Below are 16,192 nucleotides of genomic sequence, written 5' to 3'. Positions count from 1 at the left end.
GAACGATGATCATTCAAGCTACGGACTTAAGGAAGACCTTCACCACCAAGAGCAGAAAGGGCGTCCAGACGGTCGAGGCCGTCAAGGGCGTGGACCTCGCGGTGAAGAAGGGCGAGATCTTCGGCGTGCTCGGCCCCAACGGGGCGGGCAAGACGACCACGATCAGAATGCTCGCCACGCTGATCGTCCCCGACGCCGGTCAGGCCGTCGTCGCCGGTCACGACCTGCTCAAGGACCCCGCGGGTGTACGGAGCAACCTCGGCTACGTCTCCCAGGCAGGCGGCGTGGAGGAGGGCAACAGCCCGCGCGCGCAGATCGTCTTCGCGGCCAAGATCTATGGCGTGGCCGATCCGGGCCGGGCGGCCGAGGACGTGCTGCGCCGGTTCGACCTGCTGGAGCTGGCCGACCGGCCGGGCCGTACCCTGTCGGGGGGCCAGAAGCGGCGGGTGGCCATCGCGCTCGGGCTGGTGCACGCGCCCCCGCTGCTCTTCCTCGACGAGCCCACGACGGGCCTGGACCCGCAGAACCGCGCCAACCTCTGGGACCGCATCCGCGAGCTGCGCGAGATGGGCACGAGCGTACTGCTCAGCACCCACTACCTCGACGAGGCCGACGCCCTGTGCGACCGGCTGGCGATCGTGGACCACGGCGTGGTCGTGGCCGAGGGCACCCCGTCCGGCCTCAAGCGCGAGGTCTCCGGCGACGTGGTCACCCTGCGCCTGGACGAGCTCGACCGCGCGGCCGAGGCGCTGGGCCCGCTGGCCCGCGCCGCCCGCGTGGACGAGGACGTGCTGCGCGTCTATCTCGACGACGGCGAGCACATGCTGCCCGCCCTGCTCAGGCGGCTCGAAGAGGAGCGGCTGGAGTTGCGCTCGATCGCGCTGGACCGCTCGACGCTCGACGACGTCTTCCTCGCCAAGACCGGACGCTCGCTCAGGGACACGGGAGCCGCCGTATGATCCGCGACACCTCGCTCTTCTTCGCCTACGAGGTCAGGAACACGCTGCGCAACCCGATCTGGCCGTTGTTCGGCATCATGCAGCCGGTCATGTACCTGCTGCTGTTCGCCCCGCTGTTCGCCGGCATGGGGTTCGCCGGTGATCTCGGGCAGGCGCTGACCAGCTTCGCCCCCGGCATGCTGGTGATCACCGCGCTGTTCGGCTCGATGGGCGTCGCGTACGGCACGATCTACGAGATGCGCAGCGGCGTCCTGGAGCGCATCGCGGTCAGCCCGACCCGGCGCCCGGCGATCGTCCTGGGCCGGATGCTGCGCGACGTGGTCGTGCTGGTGATCCAGTCGATCATCGTGATGGTGGTGGCGGTGATCATGGGTATGCGGGTCGGCGCCGCCGGTCTGCTGCTCATGGTGCTCCTGCTGGCGCTCACCGGGCTGTTCTCCTCCGGCGTGGCCTACGGCCTGGCGCTGAGCCTGCGTGACGAGAACGCCATGGGACAGATCATGCAGTTCTTCGCGCTGCCGCTGATGCTGCTGTCGGGCGCGCTGCTGCCGATGGCCTTCGGCCCGGACTGGCTGGAGAAGGTCTCCTGGTTCACGCCCTTCTACCACCCGGTCGAGGCGGGCCGCGCGCTGTTCGCCGGTAACTTCGGCGACGTCAACGTGCCGCTGGCCTTCGCCATCATGCTCGGCCTCGCCCTGCTGACAGTGACCTGGTCCGTGCGGTCTCTACGGAGAATCGCCGGGTAGCTCGGAGAAGGTCCCGGTCTCCTCGGTCATCTTCTCGTACTCCTCCAGCCGCGCCTGGGTGCGCAGCGGCGCCGCGTCGGCCATGGCCTCGACCAGGGCCATGGCCAGCGCGAGCGGCGCGGCGTGGGAGTCGAAGACGAGCCGGTCGCCGACCGGGGCGTCGAGCACGACCTCGGCGGGAAAGTCCGGCCGGTCGGTGATGACCGCCGTCCGCAGCCCCGCCTTCTCGGCATATTCCAGAGCCTGTACGGCTTCCGCCGGATACCTGGGCAGCACGACCGCCAGCACCCACCCCGCGCCCGCGCGGCGCGCCGCGTGCAGCCCGTCGATCAGCTCGGAGCCGCCGTGGACCAGCAGCCGCACGTCGGGGTGGATCCGGCGGGCGTAGTAGCCGAACGTGGTGGCGAGGCCCGACGACACCCGCAGCCCGAGCACCGGCAGCGGCTCGGTGGCGGCCAGCGCCTCGCCCAGTTCCTTGATCGGCAGGGCGCTCAGCCGCTCGCGCACGGCCGACAGGTTGCGGATCTCGTCGTCGAGCGCGGTGCGGATCAGCGAGTCCTCGGCGGGGCGCGGCCCACCGAGGACGAGCGGCCGCAGGGCCTGCTTGAGCTCGGGGTATCCGGCGAAGCCCAGGACCATCGCGAACCTGGTGACCGACGGCTGACTGACCCCCGAGCGCTCGGCCAGTTCGACGCTGGACAGGAAGATCGCGTCATCGAGGTGCTCGGACAGGTAATGCGCGATCCGGCGCTGCACAGGCGACAGGCGCCGCCCGTCGAGCAGCGCCTCAAGCCCGGAATGCGTCACGCCACCTCCAACACCGTCACTCATGCGATCCCATCCCACGTATCCCGAAATGTGGGCACCACTTGGCCGGTCAGGCGGGCCTTGTGGCGGCGGGCGCCACGTCCGGCGTGAGAAGCGCCCGACGATCGGGCGCGACCCACGGCGGCGGGAGGCGGCGGTGCGGCGGAGCCGTAACGGATCAGAACCTCCCGCAACGAGAGAAGGGACTCCCGCAACGAGGGAAGGGACTCCCCCGTCGAGAGGCCGGGCTCACGCGATGAGGGAAGGGACTCCCGCGTCGGGAGGACGGGCTCTCGCATGGAGGGATCTACGACTCTCGCATGGGGATGCGGACGCCGCGCTCGTCGGCGACCGCGGCCGCCTCCTCGTAGCCCGCGTCGACGTGCCGCATCACGCCGGTGCCCGGGTCGTTGGTGAGCACGCGGCTGACCTTCTCCCTGGCCAGCGCGGTGCCGTCGGCCACGGTCACCTGGCCGGAGTGGATGGAGCGGCCGATGCCGACGCCGCCGCCGTGGTGGATCGAGACCCACGCGGCGCCGGAGGCGGTGTTGAGCATGGCGTTGAGCAGCGGCCAGTCGGCGATGGCGTCCGAGCCGTCGGCCATGGCCTCGGTCTCCCGGTACGGCGAGGCCACCGAACCGCTGTCGAGGTGGTCGCGCCCGATGACGATGGGCGCCTGGAGTTCGCCGCTGGCCACCATGTCGTTGAAGCGTTCGCCGGCCAGGTTCCGCTCGCCGTACCCGAGCCAGCAGATGCGCGCGGGCAGGCCCTGGAAGTGGACCTTCTCTCCGGCCTTGCGGATCCAGCGGGCCAGTTGCTCGTTTTCGGGGAAGAGTTCCAGGATGGCCTGGTCGGTCTTGTGGATGTCCTCGGGCGAGCCGGACAGCGCCGCCCAGCGGAACGGGCCCTTGCCCTCGCAGAACAGCGGCCGGATGTAGGCGGGCACGAAGCCGGGGAAGTCGAAGGCGCGGGAGTAGCCGGCGAGCTGGGCCTCGCCGCGGATGGAGTTGCCGTAGTCGAAGACCTCGGCGCCGGCGTCCTTGAAGCCGACCATGGCCTCGACGTGCTTGGCCATGGACTCGCGGGCCTTCCGCGTGAATCCCGCGGGGTCCTTCTCGCGCGCGGCGGACATGTCCTCGAAGGCGATCCCCTGCGGCAGGTACATCAGCGGGTCGTGCGCCGAGGTCTGGTCGGTGACGATGTCGATCTCGGCGCCGCGGGCCAGCAGGTCGGGCAGGGCGTCGGCGGCGTTGGCGACGACGCCGATGGACAGCGGGCGGCGCTCGTCGCGGGCCTGGTAGGCCAGGCGCAGCGCCTCGTCCAAGGAGGACGCCTCGACGTCGAGGTAGCGGTGCTCGATGCGCCGGGAGACGCTGCGCGGGTCGCAGTCGACGCAGATGGCCACGCCGCCGTTCATGGTGACCGCGAGGGGCTGGGCGCCGCCCATGCCGCCGAGCCCGGCCGTGAGCGTGATCGTCCCGGCGAGGGTGCCGCCGAAGCGCTTGGCGGCCACGGCGGCGAACGTCTCGTAGGTGCCCTGGAGGATGCCCTGGGTGCCGATGTAGATCCAGGATCCGGCGGTCATCTGGCCGTACATGGTGAGGCCGGCGGCCTCCAGCCTGCGGAACTCCTCCCAGTTGGCCCAGTCCGGCACCAGGTTGGAGTTGGCGATGAGGACGCGGGGCGCCCACTCGTGCGTGCGGAACACGCCGACCGGGCGGCCCGACTGCACCAGCAGCGTCTCGTCGCCCTCAAGCGTGGTCAGCGTGCGGACCATCGCGTCGAACGAGGGCCAGTCGCGTGCGGCCTTCCCGGAGCCGCCGTAGACGACCAGCTGCTCGGGATGTTCGGCGACCTCCGGGTCCAGGTTGTTCTGGAGCATGCGGAGCGCCGCCTCCTGCGACCACCCCTTGGCGGTGAGCGTGTTACCCCTCGGCGCGCGGACGACCCTGCTCATGAAGTCTCCTCTGAATGAACATATTCACCTATGTCACTCGAAGAGTACAGGTCAGCAGTGATAGCAGGGAGTCACCTTGACGGCCTCGTTTCGCCCGGCGTCGATGACCGCGGAGGCGGCGATGCAGCGGCCCTTGCCGTACACCTTCACCGGACCGGCGTACTTGGCGTAGTGGCCGTCGTCGTTGGCGATCTGGATGGACTTGCAGGAGAAGTAGTCGGAGGTCTTGTTCTTGCAGGTGTGCAGGGTGACCGACATCTGCTTGGTGCGGCCCCAGTGGCTGCCGTACGAGTCCAGGCGGGCGCAGTTGTAGCCGCTGGAGGGGTTGTAATAGATGTTCAGGTGGCCTTTGGTCGTGCCGCCGGAGGTCTTGACCGCGAGGTGCTCGATACGGTTGCCCGCGCACTGACCGGTCGCGGCCTGGGCCGGGGCGGACCCGAGGGCGGCGGCCGAACCGGCCAGTAGCAGGACAGTCATTGCCAGTCTCTTTACTCGCATAACGGACAAACGTACCAATACCGGACTAGCTCACCAGGAACTGGGTCGCGGCCAGCTCGCGGTAGAGCTCGTCGGCGCCCACCAGTTCGTCGTGCGTGCCCATGGCCCGCACCGTGCCCGCCTCCATGACCACGATGCGGTCGGCATTGGTGACGGTCGACAGCCGGTGGGCGATGACCAGCACGGTGGTCTCCCTGGCCACCTCCGCGATCACCTCGCGCAGGCGCAGCTCGTTGACCGCGTCCAGCTGTGAGGTGGCCTCGTCGAGCAGCAGCAGCCGGGGCTTGCGCAGCAGCGCGCGGGCGATGGCCACCCGTTGCCGCTCGCCGCCCGACAGCAGGACGCCCCGGTGCCCGACCGGCGTCTCCAGCCCCTCCGGCAGCCGGGAGACCAGGTCGTCGAGGCGCGTACGCCGCACCGCCCGCCACAGGTCGTCGTCGCCGGCGTCCTCGGCGGCGAACAGCAGGTTCTCCCGCAGCGTCCCGGCCAGCACGGGCGCGTCCTGCTCCACGTAGCCGAGCGTGGCGCGCAGGTCGCCGAGCGGCCAGTCGCGGATCTCCCTGCCGCCGACGGTGATCGTCCCGCCCTGGTGGTCGTAGAAGCGCTCCAGCAGCGCGAAGACCGTCGACTTGCCCGCTCCCGACGGGCCCACGAGCGCGGTCAGGCCGCCGGGTGGCACGTCGAACGTGACGCCGTGGTGCACCTGTTCACGGTCCTCGCCGTACTGAAAGGTGACGTCCTCGAAGGTCACGCCGACCGGCGCGCCCTCGCGGACCGTCGGGGCCGAGGCGGGCTCGGCGGGCAGGTCCTCGATCTCGCGGATGCGCTTCAGCGCGGCCAGGCCGTTCTGCAGCTGCACCGCGCCCTCGACGAGCTGGCCGATCGGCGCCACCAGGTAGAAGAGGTAGAGCAGGAACGCGATCAGCGCCGAGACCTCCAGCGTGCCCGAGGCCACCCGGGCGCCGCCGACCGCCAGCACGCACAGGAACGCGATCTGGACCGCCATCCAGGTGGCCACACCGGCCAGCGAGGTCCAGCCCGCCACTTGCAGGCCGCGGTCGCGGGCGCGCACCGCCGCCTCGCCGACGACCTCGACCTCGCGCTCCTCCGCGCCGCTCGCCTTGACCGTCCGGTACGCCTGCAGCGCCCGGTCGAGCACCGCGCCCATCTCGCCCACGGCCTCCTGCGCCTGGTGCTGGGCCTTCTGGATCTTCGGCATGACCAGCGCCACGAGCCCGCCGATGACGACGATGACCAGCAGCGTCACCAGCAGCAGGATGCCGTCCATCGCGGCCATCATGACGATCGCGCCGACGAGCATGAAGACGGAGCCGATGGAGTCGACGATGCCGTTGGTCAGCACCGAGCGCAGCAGCGTCGTGTCGCCGGTCACCCGTGACAGCAGGTCACCGGGCTTGAGCCGGTCCACGTCGGCCACGCGCAGCCTGAGCAGGCGGTCGACGAGCTTGCGCCGCGCCCCGAGGACGATGCCCTCACCGGTGCGCTCCATCAGGTAGCTGCCCCCGGCCGAGACGACCGCGCCGACCAGCACCGCGATCGTGAGCCCGATCAGCGGCGCGGCCATGGACTGCTTGGCGCCGAACGCGTCGACCACGTACTTGGCCAGCAGCGGCATGGCCAGGCCGGCGATCGAGCCGATCAGGCTGAGCACGCCGCCCAGCGCCAGGATCCCCCGATGCGGCCTGAGGTACCCGATCAGCACCTTGAACGGCGCCTTTCCCCCTGCGTCCTCGTCCATAGTTCCCCTTTCCGGAATTTCCGATAACTCCAACGAACGAACGGCCCCATCCGTACCCGTCAACCTAAATTGACGACCTAAGTATGTCAACTTTGATTGACTTCTCATCCCCGAGGAGGAGTCGCGCGAATAGGGCGTCGAGGAACCCGGCCGGAACCTCAGCCAGGACCAGACTGAAAGGACCGAACATGGAGCTCCGGATCAACCGGCGCGCCCTTGTCGGACTGGGCGTCGCGGCGGCATTGACCGCCTCCTCGTTCGCCCTGCTCCGTACCGACACCGGCACGGCTTCCTCGCACCGCGAGGCACCGGCGATCTCGGGCGACCCGCGTAACGACAACACCGACGTCTACGCGTTCGTCAGCCCCGACAAGCCCGACACCGTCACCCTGCTCGCCAACTGGATCCCGTTCGAGGAGCCTCAGGGCGGCCCCAACTTCTACTTCTTCGACACCAAGTCCCGTTACAACATCAAGATCGACAACGACGGCGACGCCAAGCCCGACATCACCTACCAGTGGACCTTCCGCGACGAGGACAAGCGCGGAAACGACACGTTCCTGTACAACAACGGGCCCGTCACCTCGCTCAACGACCAGAACCTGCTCTACCGCCAGCGCTACACGCTCAAGCGGATCACCGAGAGCGGCACCAGCACCCTCGTCGCCAACGGCGTCGTCGCCCCCAGCAACGTCGGGCCCGCCTCGATGCCCGACTACGGCACGCTGCGCTCACAGGCGATCACCAGCATCCCCGGCGGCAAGACCTTCGCCGGGCAGTCCGACGAGGCGTTCTTCCTCGACCTGCGCGTCTTCGACCTGCTGTACGGCGGCAACCTGTCCGAGGTCGGCCAGGACACGCTCAAGGGCTACAACGTCCACACGCTGGGCCTGCAGGTCGCGGCCAAGGACCTGGCGCTCAAGGCCGACGCCAAGCGCAACCCGGTCATCGGCGTGTGGTCCACCACCGACAAGTGGGGCCCCAACGGCTACAAGCAGGTCTCGCGCCTGGGCGAGCCACTGGTCAACGAGCTCGTGGTGCCCGCGGGGCTGAAGGACGCGTTCAACGCCCTGCCCCCGGAGAAGGACGCCGACGTCCCGGCCGTGGTCAAGCGGGTCACCGACCCCGAGCTGGCCAGGCTCCTCGAGTCCATCTACGGCATCAAGGCCCCGGCCACCCCGCGCAACGACCTGGTCCAGATCTTCCTGACCGGCATCGCCAAGGGCAACGGCCCGATCATGGCCGACCTGAACTCGCAGACGCTCAACAAGGACGCGGGCAAGCTGCGTCCCGCCGAGATGATGCGGCTCAACATGTCGATCCCGCCCACGAAGGACCCGAACCGGCTCGGCGTGCTCGCCGGTGACCTGCAGGGCTTCCCGAACGGCCGGCGGCTCGGCGACGACGTCGTGGACATCGAGCTCCAGGCCGTGGCCGGCGCGGCGGTGACGGGCAAGCTCATCCCGGCGCTGACCGACAAGGTCGACCAGAACGACAAGATGTTCGGCGCCACGTTCCCGTACATCCCGCTGCCCAGCAATGTCGCGGTGAACCAGCGATAGAGCCACCACCCGGCCGCTCCTCCTCTCCGGGAGCGGCCGGTCCCCCCGGCGGGCGACACTCCCGAACGCCCGCCGTCCGACCGGCCGGCCGCTCCCCGTCGCGGCCGGCCGGTCATCTCAAACCCCCGACCCATCGCGGCCGGCCTGTCATCTCACCTCCCGGACCCATCGCGGCCGCCTGTCATCTCACCTCCCGGACCCATCGCGGCCGCCTGTCATCTCCACCCTGAACGGAGCCACCCGCCATGCGCTGGATCGTCGCGCTCGCCCTGGCCGGAGCCCTGGCGCTGACCGCCTACGCGGTGCTCGCCCCGCCGGCGCCCCAGGCCGGACAACCCGCCGTGTTCACCGAGACGCTGCAGGCGCGCCTGGCCCGGCTGCCCGGCGACCACCGCTCCTGGGCCCAGCTCGGCATGGAGCGGATCGAACAGGCCAGGATCACCGGCGACCCCGCCCACTACCCGAAGGCCGAGGGCGCGCTGGCCAAGGCCGCCGCGCTCGCGCCACGCGACGACGCCGTCCTGACCGGCCGCGCGGCCCTCGCCGCCGGCCGCCACGAGTTCAAGCAGGCGGTACGGCTGGCCGAGCAGGCCATCTCCGTCAACGCCTACAGCTCGACCGCCCACGGCATCCTGGCCGACGCCCTCACCCAGCTCGGCGACCTGCCCGGCGCCCAGCGCGCCGTGGACAAGATGCTCGCCCTGCGCCCCGGGGTGCCGTCGTTCACCCGCGCCTCGTATGCCGCCGAGTTGCGCGGCGACACCGCCTCGGCGACGGAGTTGATGCGGCTCGCGCACGAGGACGCGTACCTGCCGGCCGACCTCGCCTTCACCCGCTACTACCTCGGCGAGCTGTCGCTGCGCTCCGGCGCGCTGTGGGAGGCGGACCGCTGGTACACGCGGGCGCAGCAGGCCTTGCCCGCCTACGTGCCCGCGATGGCCGGACGCGCCCGTGTCGCCGCCCTCTCCGGCCGTCTCCCCGAGGCGCTGGAGCTCTACCAGACGGTCGTGAACCGGCTGCCCCTCCCCCAATACCTGCTCGAACAGGGCGAGACGCGCATCAAGGCCGGGCTGCCCGCCGACTGGACGCTCCTGAAGGCCCAGCGGCGCCTCTACGAGGAGGCCGGCGTCCGCGACGCCCTGACCTGGGCGGAGTTCGAGGCCTACCACGGCTCGCCCGCCGCCGCCGTCCGCCTCGCCCGCGCCGAGTACGCCGACAACCGCAACCCGGTCGCCGCCGACGCTCTGGCCTGGGCTCTGCACCGGGCGGGGCGGTCGAGGGAGGCGCTGCCGTACGCGGAGAAGGCGACGGCGGGCGGGTGGCGCAACGCGATCCTGTACCACCACCGCGCCGAGATCGAACGAGCCCTCGGCCGCCGCCCCTCCTCCATCCCGGCCGAGCGCCTCAACCCGGCCTTCGACCCGTCCCTGCCCGCCCTTGCGAGGTTCTCGTGAGCATGATCGCGTCGCTGGTGCTGTCCGGCGCCCTCCTGGCCCATCCGCTGGGCAACTTCACCGTCAACCACCACAACGGGCTGCGCGTTCTTCCCGATCGGATCGAGAACACCGCCGTGGTGGACCTGGCCGAACTGCCCACGCTGCAGGCGGGCGACGGGGTGTCGGCCGCCGCGGAGTGTGCCGCGCTGGCGCGGGCACAACGCCTGGTCATCGACGGTACGGCGGTGCCGTGGCGGGTCACCTCCGCGGCCTTCGCGTTCACCCCTGGGCAGGGTGGCCTGCGAACCAGCCGGTTGACGTGCGAACTGACGGCCAACCCCGGCGACATTTCCGGCGGCGTCACCTTTGAGGACCTTTATCAGCAGGAAAGGATCGGCTGGCGGGAGATCACCGCCGTGGGGGACGGCGTCCGGCTCGCGGGCTCGAACGTCGGCACGACCAGCGTGAGCGACGAACTCCGCCGCTACCCCGACGACCTCCTGTCCAACCCCCTGAACCAGCACACCGCCACCTTCACCACCACCCCCGGCTCCTCCCCCACGACCGGCGAGCCCGGTCCAGGTGGGCTGGAGACGGACAGCGGGCCCGTTCAAGGTGGGCTGGGGACAGATAGCGGGCCCGGAACCCGCACCGAAGAGGGACCCGGCGGCAAGCCGGGAAACGGCGAGTTGGGGACCGGTGGCGGGCTCGCGGCGCCCGCGATCGGCGGGCCCATCGGGGAGGCACTCGCCTTCGTGGACCGGACCTTCACCTACCTGATCGGCGCCGACGGCCTCACCCTGCCGCTTGGACTGCTCGCGGTGTTGCTGGCGGTCCTGCTCGGCGCGGGGCACGCGCTGATCCCCGGACACGGCAAGACCATCATGGCCGCCTACCTGGCCGGTCGCAGGGGCCGCCCGCGCGACGCGCTCGTGGTGGGTGCCACGGTGACGGCCACCCACACGGCCGCCGTCCTGGTGGTGGGGCTGTTGCTGAGCGCGTTCACCGCTTTGGCCGGGGAGTCGGTGCTGTCCTGGCTCGGCGTGGCCAGCGGGGTACTGATCGCCGCAATCGGCATCAAACTCCTCACCTCCCGAAACCTCACCCACGGGCACGGCCACGGCCACGGACATGGACATGGACATGGACATGGGCACGGACATGAGCACGGGCACGGGCACGGACATGAGCATGAGCACGGGCATGAGCACGGGCATGAGCATGAGCACGGACATGAGCACGGGCACGGCCGCGGACATGGGCATACGGCCGCGCTGGGGCGGGGACACAAGGGTGAGTCTGGCCAGGGGAGCGGCGTCGGCACCCTCGTGGCCGGGCACGGTGGCGAGCATGACGACCCCGAAGCGGTCGGGCACGAGCACGGCGCCGGGCGGGGGTATCGGAGGCGGGGGCTGGTGGGGCTGGGGGTGGCAGGCGGGCTGGTGCCGAGTCCGTCGGCGCTGATCGTGCTGCTGGGGGCGATCGGGCTGGGCCGTACCTGGTTCGGCATCGCGCTCGTCGCCGCCTACGGTCTGGGCATGGCGGCCACCCTCACCGTCACCGGCCTGCTCCTGGTCAAACTGGCCGACCGCCTGGAACGCCGCGCCGCGACCGGTCACCGTATCGCCGCCCGCCTGTCCGGCCTGGCCCCGGTCGGCACCGCCGCGATGGTCGTCCTCCTGGGCGCCGGCCTGGCCATCAGGTCAGCGGCAGGCATCCTCTGACAACGGCCCACCCCCGAGAACCGCCCAACCCCGAAGCCACCCGACGCCCAACCCGGAAGCCACCAGACGCCCAACCCCCAAGCCACCCGACGCCCGCCCCGGAAGCCATCGAAACGCCGCGCAGACGCCAGGTGACGTCCGGGCCGGTTAGATGATGCCCTCGCGGGCGGCCGCGGCGGCGGCGTCGGCCGCGCGTTCGGCGTCGCGCTCGGTGACCGGCTCGTGGGTGACGAACAGCCGGTAGTAGATGGGGGCGACGGCCATCCTGACCACGTCGGCGGCGTCCGTGCCCGGTGGAAGCTCGCCGCGCTCAACAGCCCGTTCGACCACCTTGGCCGCCTGTTGGTGGCGGGCCACGAAGAAGTCGTGCAGCGACCGGGCGGCGCCGCCGCTCTGCACGGCGGCCGCCACGAACGCGGCGGCGACTGGCCCGGCCACGGGGTCGGCGAACCCACTGCGCACCAGCCGGGCGATCTCCCGCAGATCCTCCCGGAGTGAGCCGGTGTCGGGCACCGGCCACGGCTCCCCCTGCGCGAGCTCCAGCGCGTCCGCGATCAGCCCTTCGGCGTTTCCCCACCGGCGGTACACGGTCGTCTTGTGTACGCCCGACCGGAGCGCCACGTTCTCCACCGTCAGCCCGGTGTAGCCGTGTTCGGCCAGTTCGGTGAGCGTGGCCTGCCGTACGGCATCGCGTACGCGAGCACTGCGACCCCCGGGACGCGTCGTCGTCAAAGTCTACTCCAGTTGCATTAGCCGATCGAGCCGTGCTACTTTAACGCTACACAAGTTGCGATTGGAGTACCACTCTGACCACACAGCTCACCCTCAAGGGAGTCTCGAAGACGTACGGCGAACGCCGCGTCCTCCACCAGATCACCTTCAGCGTCCGCCCGGGCGAGCGCATGGGGATCGTGGGCGAGAACGGTTCCGGCAAGTCCACGCTGCTCCGGCTGATCGCCGGGGTGGAGACGCCGGACGACGGCGAGGTGACCGTGTCGGCGGCAGGTGGCGTCGGCTACCTGGGCCAGACCCTCGACCTGCCGGGCCACCACACCGTCCAGCAGGCCATCGACGCCGCCCTGGCCGAGCTGCGCGCCCTGGAAGACGGCATGCGGGAGGCCGCGGAAGCGCAGGAGATGGACAGGTACGGCGACCTGCTCACCTCCTTCGAGTCCAGAGGCGGCTACGAGGCCGACGCCCGCGTCGACAAGGCGGTCCACGGGCTCGGCCTGGCGCGGATCGAGCGTTCACGCGTGCTGTCGAGCCTGTCCGGCGGCGAGCGGGCGCGGCTGGGGCTGGCCTGCGCGCTGGCGGCCTCGCCGGAGATCCTGCTGCTCGACGAGCCCACCAACCACCTCTCGCTCACGCTCGTCGAGCTCGAACAGGCACTCGACGGCTACGGCGGAGCGCTCGTGGTGGTCACCCACGACCGGGCGCTGCGACGCCGCTTCACCGGCACCGAGATCTCCCTACAGGAAGGCCACCCATGTTGATCGACGGTTCTCCCTACGGCGTCGCCACCGGCCCCGATGACGCCCTGTGGTTCACGCTGGTCCATGAGGGCCGGATCGGCCGGGTCACGCCGGGCATGGACCCCACGATCTTCCAGCTCGACCCCGCCGACGGCCGGCCGACCGTGATCGCCGCGGGGGTCGACGGCGCGCTGTGGTTCACCGAGTTCACCGGCGGCCGGATCGGCCGGATCACCGTGGACGGCACGATCACCGCCTTCGAGACGGCCTCGCCGTACGGCATCACCGCGGGCCCCGACGGGGCCATGTGGTTCACGCAGTTGCAGGGCGACCAGATCGGCCGCATCACCCCGGCCGGCGAGATCACCCGCTACCCGCTCGCGACGGAGGGCGCGATGCCGTCGATGATCGTGACCGGGCCGGACGGCGCGCTCTGGTTCACCCTCAACCAGGGCAACGCGATCGGCCGCATCACCCTGGACGGCGAGGCGACGCACTACCCGCTGCCCACGGCGGACGCCGCCCCGGTGGGCATCTGCGCGGGTCCGGACGGCGCGCTGTGGTTCGTGGAGATCGGCGCGGGCCAGGTGGGCCGGATCGGCACCTCCGGCACGATCACCGAGTTCCCGCTGCCCGACCGCGCCGCCCGGCCGCACGCCATCGTGACCGGCCACGACGGCGCCCTCTGGTTCACGCAGTGGGGCTCCGGCACGCTGGGCCGCATCACGACCGACGGCACGATCGAGGAGTTTCCCCTGGAAGGCGCCGAACCCCACGGCCTCACGGCCGGGCCCGACGGCCTGATCTGGGTCGCGATGGAATCCGGCGCCCTGGTGCGTCACTAAGTGAGGTCGGCGGGCCTTGCCGTGTTCTAAGGAACGTCAATGTGTTCGGTCAGGCCGTAGTAGACGCGGGGCGCGCCGTCCAGCCGGATCTTGACCTGGCCGTCACACGGGGTGAGCCGTCGTTCCCTGCCGATGCAGTCCAGCACCCTGACGGGGCCGCCGGCCGCGGCCACGTGCACATCGGTCTTGGTCGGCCAGCCGTCGATCCACGGTTCCGGCGCGGCGAACCACCCCGAGCCGGGCTCGTGGTCGGTGTTGAGCAGGTAGCCGTCCTTGCGGCTCCACAGGATCGAGACCGGCCCCTCCGGGGTGCTGAACAGGAGCCCCTTGAGGTCGGGGTCGGCGAAGGTCAACCGGCGGGTGAACGTCGCCTGGTCCAGGACCCTGGCCGCGGTGGCGTAGGCGAGCATCGAGGGCTTGGCGCTGGTGTCGCGGTTCATGAGGCCGTAGTGGTACTCGGGGTTGGCCGGGTCGGCCATCTGCGGCTTGCCGAGGACGCTGTCGTGCAGCTGGTACCAGTTCACGCAGCTCACCCCCTCGGCCATGGCCAGCGCGAGGCTGAGCAGGATGTTCTCGGCGGCCTGCCGGTAGGTGTCGTGCCACCAGCTGTTCGGCTTGGTGCAGGCGTAGGCCTCGGTCAGCCACAGCTCCTTGTCGCCGTAGTCGGCGATCACCTCGCGGGCCTTGCGCAGACTTCCGAGGAAGTTCCAGTACGAGCCGTTGTTCCCCTGCGTCCACTCCTCCGGCGGCGGCGCGTAGTCGGGGGTGAAGTTGCCCCTGCCGGGGTGGAAGGCGAAACCGTCGATGAGGTCCCAGCCGCCGGCGTCGCGGAAGTTCTTGGTCCAGACGTAGTCCATGCCGGCCAGGCCCGCGTTGAGCACCTTGGTTGGAGCCCCGGCGGCGGTCAGGCGCTCGCGGACCGGGCGTAAGCCGTCCCGCACGTACGCGGCGGCGGTCTCCCCGCTCATCCACGGCCGGTTCACCTCGTTGGCGACCTCGAAGTAGTCGGCCCGCGAGCCGATCGCCTTCTGGGTGTTGGTGTCGGCCCAGGCGGCGACCTGGGCGGGGGTGCCGCCGAGAGGGATGCCCGCGAGCTCGATGTTGTGCTCGATCCCCGCGGCGTCCAGGGTGGCGGGTGGCAGGCCGGGCCCGCCGTCGTAGGAAATGCGCACCCGCTTGATGCCGATACGCCGCATCAGGCCCACGACCGCGGCCGCGTCGGGCTTGAGCAGCCAGGGGTAGTTGGCGATGCCGAACATGCTGTCGGCGCCCGCCCGGTAGGTGTACGGCGGCAGGACGGTGAGGTTGGTGCGGGCGAACGCGCTGTCGGCGCCGGTGGTGGCCTTCACCTCGGTGAACACGATCCCGTGCGACGGGGAGGTGACGGTGAAGGTCTGCCTCCACGCCGACCCGGCGGCGACGGTGCCGGTGACGCTGCCCGAGCCCAGCGTCCGGCCGTCGAAGTCACGGGCCCACCACGACAGCTTCACGGTACGCGGGGCGCCGCCCCCGTTGGCCACCTCCGCGTGCAGGGCCATGGGCTGGCCACCGCCGTCCCACAGGCTGAAGGGCTTGTCGGTCCAGACCTCCACGCCCAGCGGCAGTCCCGCGCCCATGGTCCCGCCCGCCGCGGGCCGGACCGGGCCGAGCGCCAGATCGGCCTCCGTGACCGCCCCGCCGGCCATCCCCGTGCCCGGCGCGTGGATCCAGGTGGCGTTGGTCCAGGCCGGGGTGGTGGCGCCGAGCCGGAAGTAGGCGCGGGTGGCGGCCCAGGTCTCCTGGTAGACCACTCCGGCGTTGGTCTCGTAGGGCACGCCGCCCCCGGCGTCGCGGTTCCATCGGGTGAGCGCCGTGAAGGACTCGGGCTCGGTGGGGGCGACGACCGTGCGGCCGAGCATGAAGCCCGCCGGGATCAGCGTGGCCGGGCCCGTGACCTCCCAGCGCAACCGCGCCCGGTTCGGCGCGACGCGGAAGACGCCGCGGACGGTGATCCCCTGCGCCGCGGCGGGAAGGGTGTAGTCGACCTGGATGGCCTGGTCGCCGTCCGGGAGCGTGACGAGCGACGGGGTCCCGCCGGTCGTTCGCTGGATGCCGATGACGGTGTCCTTCGTCATGAATCCGGTGAGCCGGATCCGTTCGACACCGGCGCCGTCCTTGACGGTGATCGTGCCGTCGGCCGCGGCGAGGAGTGTGATGCCGTCGGCGGCGATCGACGGGGCGCCGGCCTCGGCAGCGGTCGCGGGGAGCAGGGCTCCGGCGAGCCCCGCGGCAACGGCTCCGCCGAGGAATCGGCGTCGGGGGATGTCGGCCATGAGGATCCCTTCCAGTCACCTAATGCGAATTAGGTGAGAGGTGTACTCCTGCCGTCACCAGAGTGTCAAGCGTTTGACATCCGCCCGCCATACCGGCTTAGATGCCGCCTAATAC

At 70.9% G+C, this 16,192-nt stretch carries 13 protein-coding genes; 7 read left to right on the top strand and 6 right to left on the bottom strand.

Translation table 11 applies throughout. The features are described from left to right. Positions 1 to 5 precede the first annotated feature (5 nt). Positions 6 to 959, top strand: a complete 954-nt coding sequence (locus tag ACIBKY_RS07415; RefSeq protein ID WP_397095162.1) for an ATP-binding cassette domain-containing protein — start codon at positions 6 to 8, stop codon at positions 957 to 959. Continuing rightward, entirely contained in the window at positions 956 to 1,705 is a 750-nt protein-coding gene (locus ACIBKY_RS07410; protein ID WP_397095161.1) for an ABC transporter permease, read from the top strand. Before ACIBKY_RS07415 ends, ACIBKY_RS07410 begins: the two co-directional genes overlap by 4 nt. On the opposite strand, the gene ACIBKY_RS07405 is transcribed toward ACIBKY_RS07410, so the two are convergent. The 4 genes from ACIBKY_RS07405 to ACIBKY_RS07390 all read right to left on the bottom strand — a co-directional run bounded on the left by ACIBKY_RS07405 (position 1,685) and on the right by ACIBKY_RS07390 (position 6,726). Then, positions 1,685 to 2,512 carry a MurR/RpiR family transcriptional regulator gene (locus ACIBKY_RS07405; RefSeq protein WP_397095160.1) on the bottom strand — a complete coding sequence of 276 codons (828 nt, stop codon included), beginning with the start codon at positions 2,510 to 2,512 and terminating at the stop codon, positions 1,685 to 1,687. The two genes, ACIBKY_RS07410 and ACIBKY_RS07405, sit on opposite strands and share 21 nt — an antisense overlap. A 307-nt stretch (positions 2,513 to 2,819) precedes the next feature. Beyond that, positions 2,820 to 4,469 (bottom strand): urocanate hydratase, encoded by a 1,650-nt coding sequence (gene hutU / locus ACIBKY_RS07400; protein WP_397095159.1) that lies wholly within the window; start codon positions 4,467 to 4,469, stop codon positions 2,820 to 2,822. Between the two features lie 51 nt (positions 4,470 to 4,520). After that, positions 4,521 to 4,946: a hypothetical protein gene (locus ACIBKY_RS07395; protein WP_397095158.1), complete on the bottom strand. Its 426-nt coding sequence runs from the start codon at positions 4,944 to 4,946 to the stop codon at positions 4,521 to 4,523. Between the two features lie 46 nt (positions 4,947 to 4,992). Continuing rightward, entirely contained in the window at positions 4,993 to 6,726 is a 1,734-nt protein-coding gene (locus ACIBKY_RS07390; RefSeq protein WP_397095156.1) for an ABC transporter ATP-binding protein, read from the bottom strand. 188 nt (positions 6,727 to 6,914) lie between these two features. Here ACIBKY_RS07390 and ACIBKY_RS07385 point away from each other — a divergent pair, with 188 nt between their 5' ends. The 3 genes from ACIBKY_RS07385 (at position 6,915) to ACIBKY_RS07375 (ending at position 11,448) form a co-directional block, all read left to right on the top strand. After that, positions 6,915 to 8,288, top strand: coding sequence for a DUF4331 domain-containing protein (locus tag ACIBKY_RS07385; RefSeq protein WP_397095154.1), 1,374 nt, complete (start codon positions 6,915 to 6,917; stop codon positions 8,286 to 8,288). A 245-nt stretch (positions 8,289 to 8,533) separates the two neighbouring features. Further along, on the top strand, positions 8,534 to 9,742 hold the full coding sequence (locus tag ACIBKY_RS07380) for a tetratricopeptide repeat protein (RefSeq protein ID WP_397095152.1): 1,209 nt from the start codon (positions 8,534 to 8,536) through the stop codon (positions 9,740 to 9,742). A 2-nt stretch (positions 9,743 to 9,744) separates the two neighbouring features. Further along, entirely contained in the window at positions 9,745 to 11,448 is a 1,704-nt protein-coding gene (locus ACIBKY_RS07375; protein ID WP_397095472.1) for a High-affinity nickel-transporter, read from the top strand. Positions 11,449 to 11,595: 147 nt separating this feature from the next. Here ACIBKY_RS07375 and ACIBKY_RS07370 read toward each other — a convergent pair whose 3' ends face one another. Next, positions 11,596 to 12,180 (bottom strand): TetR/AcrR family transcriptional regulator, encoded by a 585-nt coding sequence (locus ACIBKY_RS07370; protein WP_397095151.1) that lies wholly within the window; start codon positions 12,178 to 12,180, stop codon positions 11,596 to 11,598. Between the two features lie 74 nt (positions 12,181 to 12,254). Here ACIBKY_RS07370 and ACIBKY_RS07365 point away from each other — a divergent pair, with 74 nt between their 5' ends. Together ACIBKY_RS07365 and ACIBKY_RS07360 are read left to right on the top strand one after the other, a co-directional pair. After that, a complete protein-coding gene (locus tag ACIBKY_RS07365; RefSeq protein WP_397095470.1) occupies positions 12,255 to 12,941 on the top strand; it encodes an ATP-binding cassette domain-containing protein in 687 nt (228 codons plus the stop codon). Further along, positions 12,935 to 13,765 (top strand): virginiamycin B lyase, encoded by an 831-nt coding sequence (locus ACIBKY_RS07360; RefSeq protein WP_397095149.1) that lies wholly within the window; start codon positions 12,935 to 12,937, stop codon positions 13,763 to 13,765. Before ACIBKY_RS07365 ends, ACIBKY_RS07360 begins: the two co-directional genes overlap by 7 nt. 26 nt (positions 13,766 to 13,791) lie before the next feature. Here ACIBKY_RS07360 and ACIBKY_RS07355 read toward each other — a convergent pair whose 3' ends face one another. Continuing rightward, a complete protein-coding gene (locus ACIBKY_RS07355) occupies positions 13,792 to 16,077 on the bottom strand; it encodes a hypothetical protein (protein WP_397095148.1) in 2,286 nt (761 codons plus the stop codon). Positions 16,078 to 16,192 lie beyond the last annotated feature (115 nt).

It is taken from the genome of Nonomuraea sp. NPDC050394, from assembly GCF_044459065.1.
Taxonomy (GTDB): Bacteria; Actinomycetota; Actinomycetes; order Streptosporangiales; family Streptosporangiaceae; genus Nonomuraea.
This window is presented reverse-complemented; position numbering and strand designations above follow the sequence as displayed.

Bases quoted from the DNA above. Each gene is read 5' to 3' on its own strand.
- ACIBKY_RS07415 (WP_397095162.1), top strand. From the start codon at position 6: ATGATCATTCAAGCTACGGACTTAAGGAAGACCTTCACCACCAAGAGC.
- ACIBKY_RS07410 (WP_397095161.1), top strand. From the start codon at position 956: ATGATCCGCGACACCTCGCTCTTCTTCGCCTACGAGGTCAGGAACACG.
- hutU (WP_397095159.1), bottom strand. From the start codon at position 4,469: ATGAGCAGGGTCGTCCGCGCGCCGAGGGGTAACACGCTCACCGCCAAG.
- ACIBKY_RS07395 (WP_397095158.1), bottom strand. From the start codon at position 4,946: ATGACTGTCCTGCTACTGGCCGGTTCGGCCGCCGCCCTCGGGTCCGCC.
- ACIBKY_RS07390 (WP_397095156.1), bottom strand. From the start codon at position 6,726: ATGGACGAGGACGCAGGGGGAAAGGCGCCGTTCAAGGTGCTGATCGGG.
- ACIBKY_RS07385 (WP_397095154.1), top strand. From the start codon at position 6,915: ATGGAGCTCCGGATCAACCGGCGCGCCCTTGTCGGACTGGGCGTCGCG.
- ACIBKY_RS07380 (WP_397095152.1), top strand. From the start codon at position 8,534: ATGCGCTGGATCGTCGCGCTCGCCCTGGCCGGAGCCCTGGCGCTGACC.
- ACIBKY_RS07375 (WP_397095472.1), top strand. From the start codon at position 9,745: ATGATCGCGTCGCTGGTGCTGTCCGGCGCCCTCCTGGCCCATCCGCTG.
- ACIBKY_RS07360 (WP_397095149.1), top strand. From the start codon at position 12,935: ATGTTGATCGACGGTTCTCCCTACGGCGTCGCCACCGGCCCCGATGAC.
- ACIBKY_RS07355 (WP_397095148.1), bottom strand. From the start codon at position 16,077: ATGGCCGACATCCCCCGACGCCGATTCCTCGGCGGAGCCGTTGCCGCG.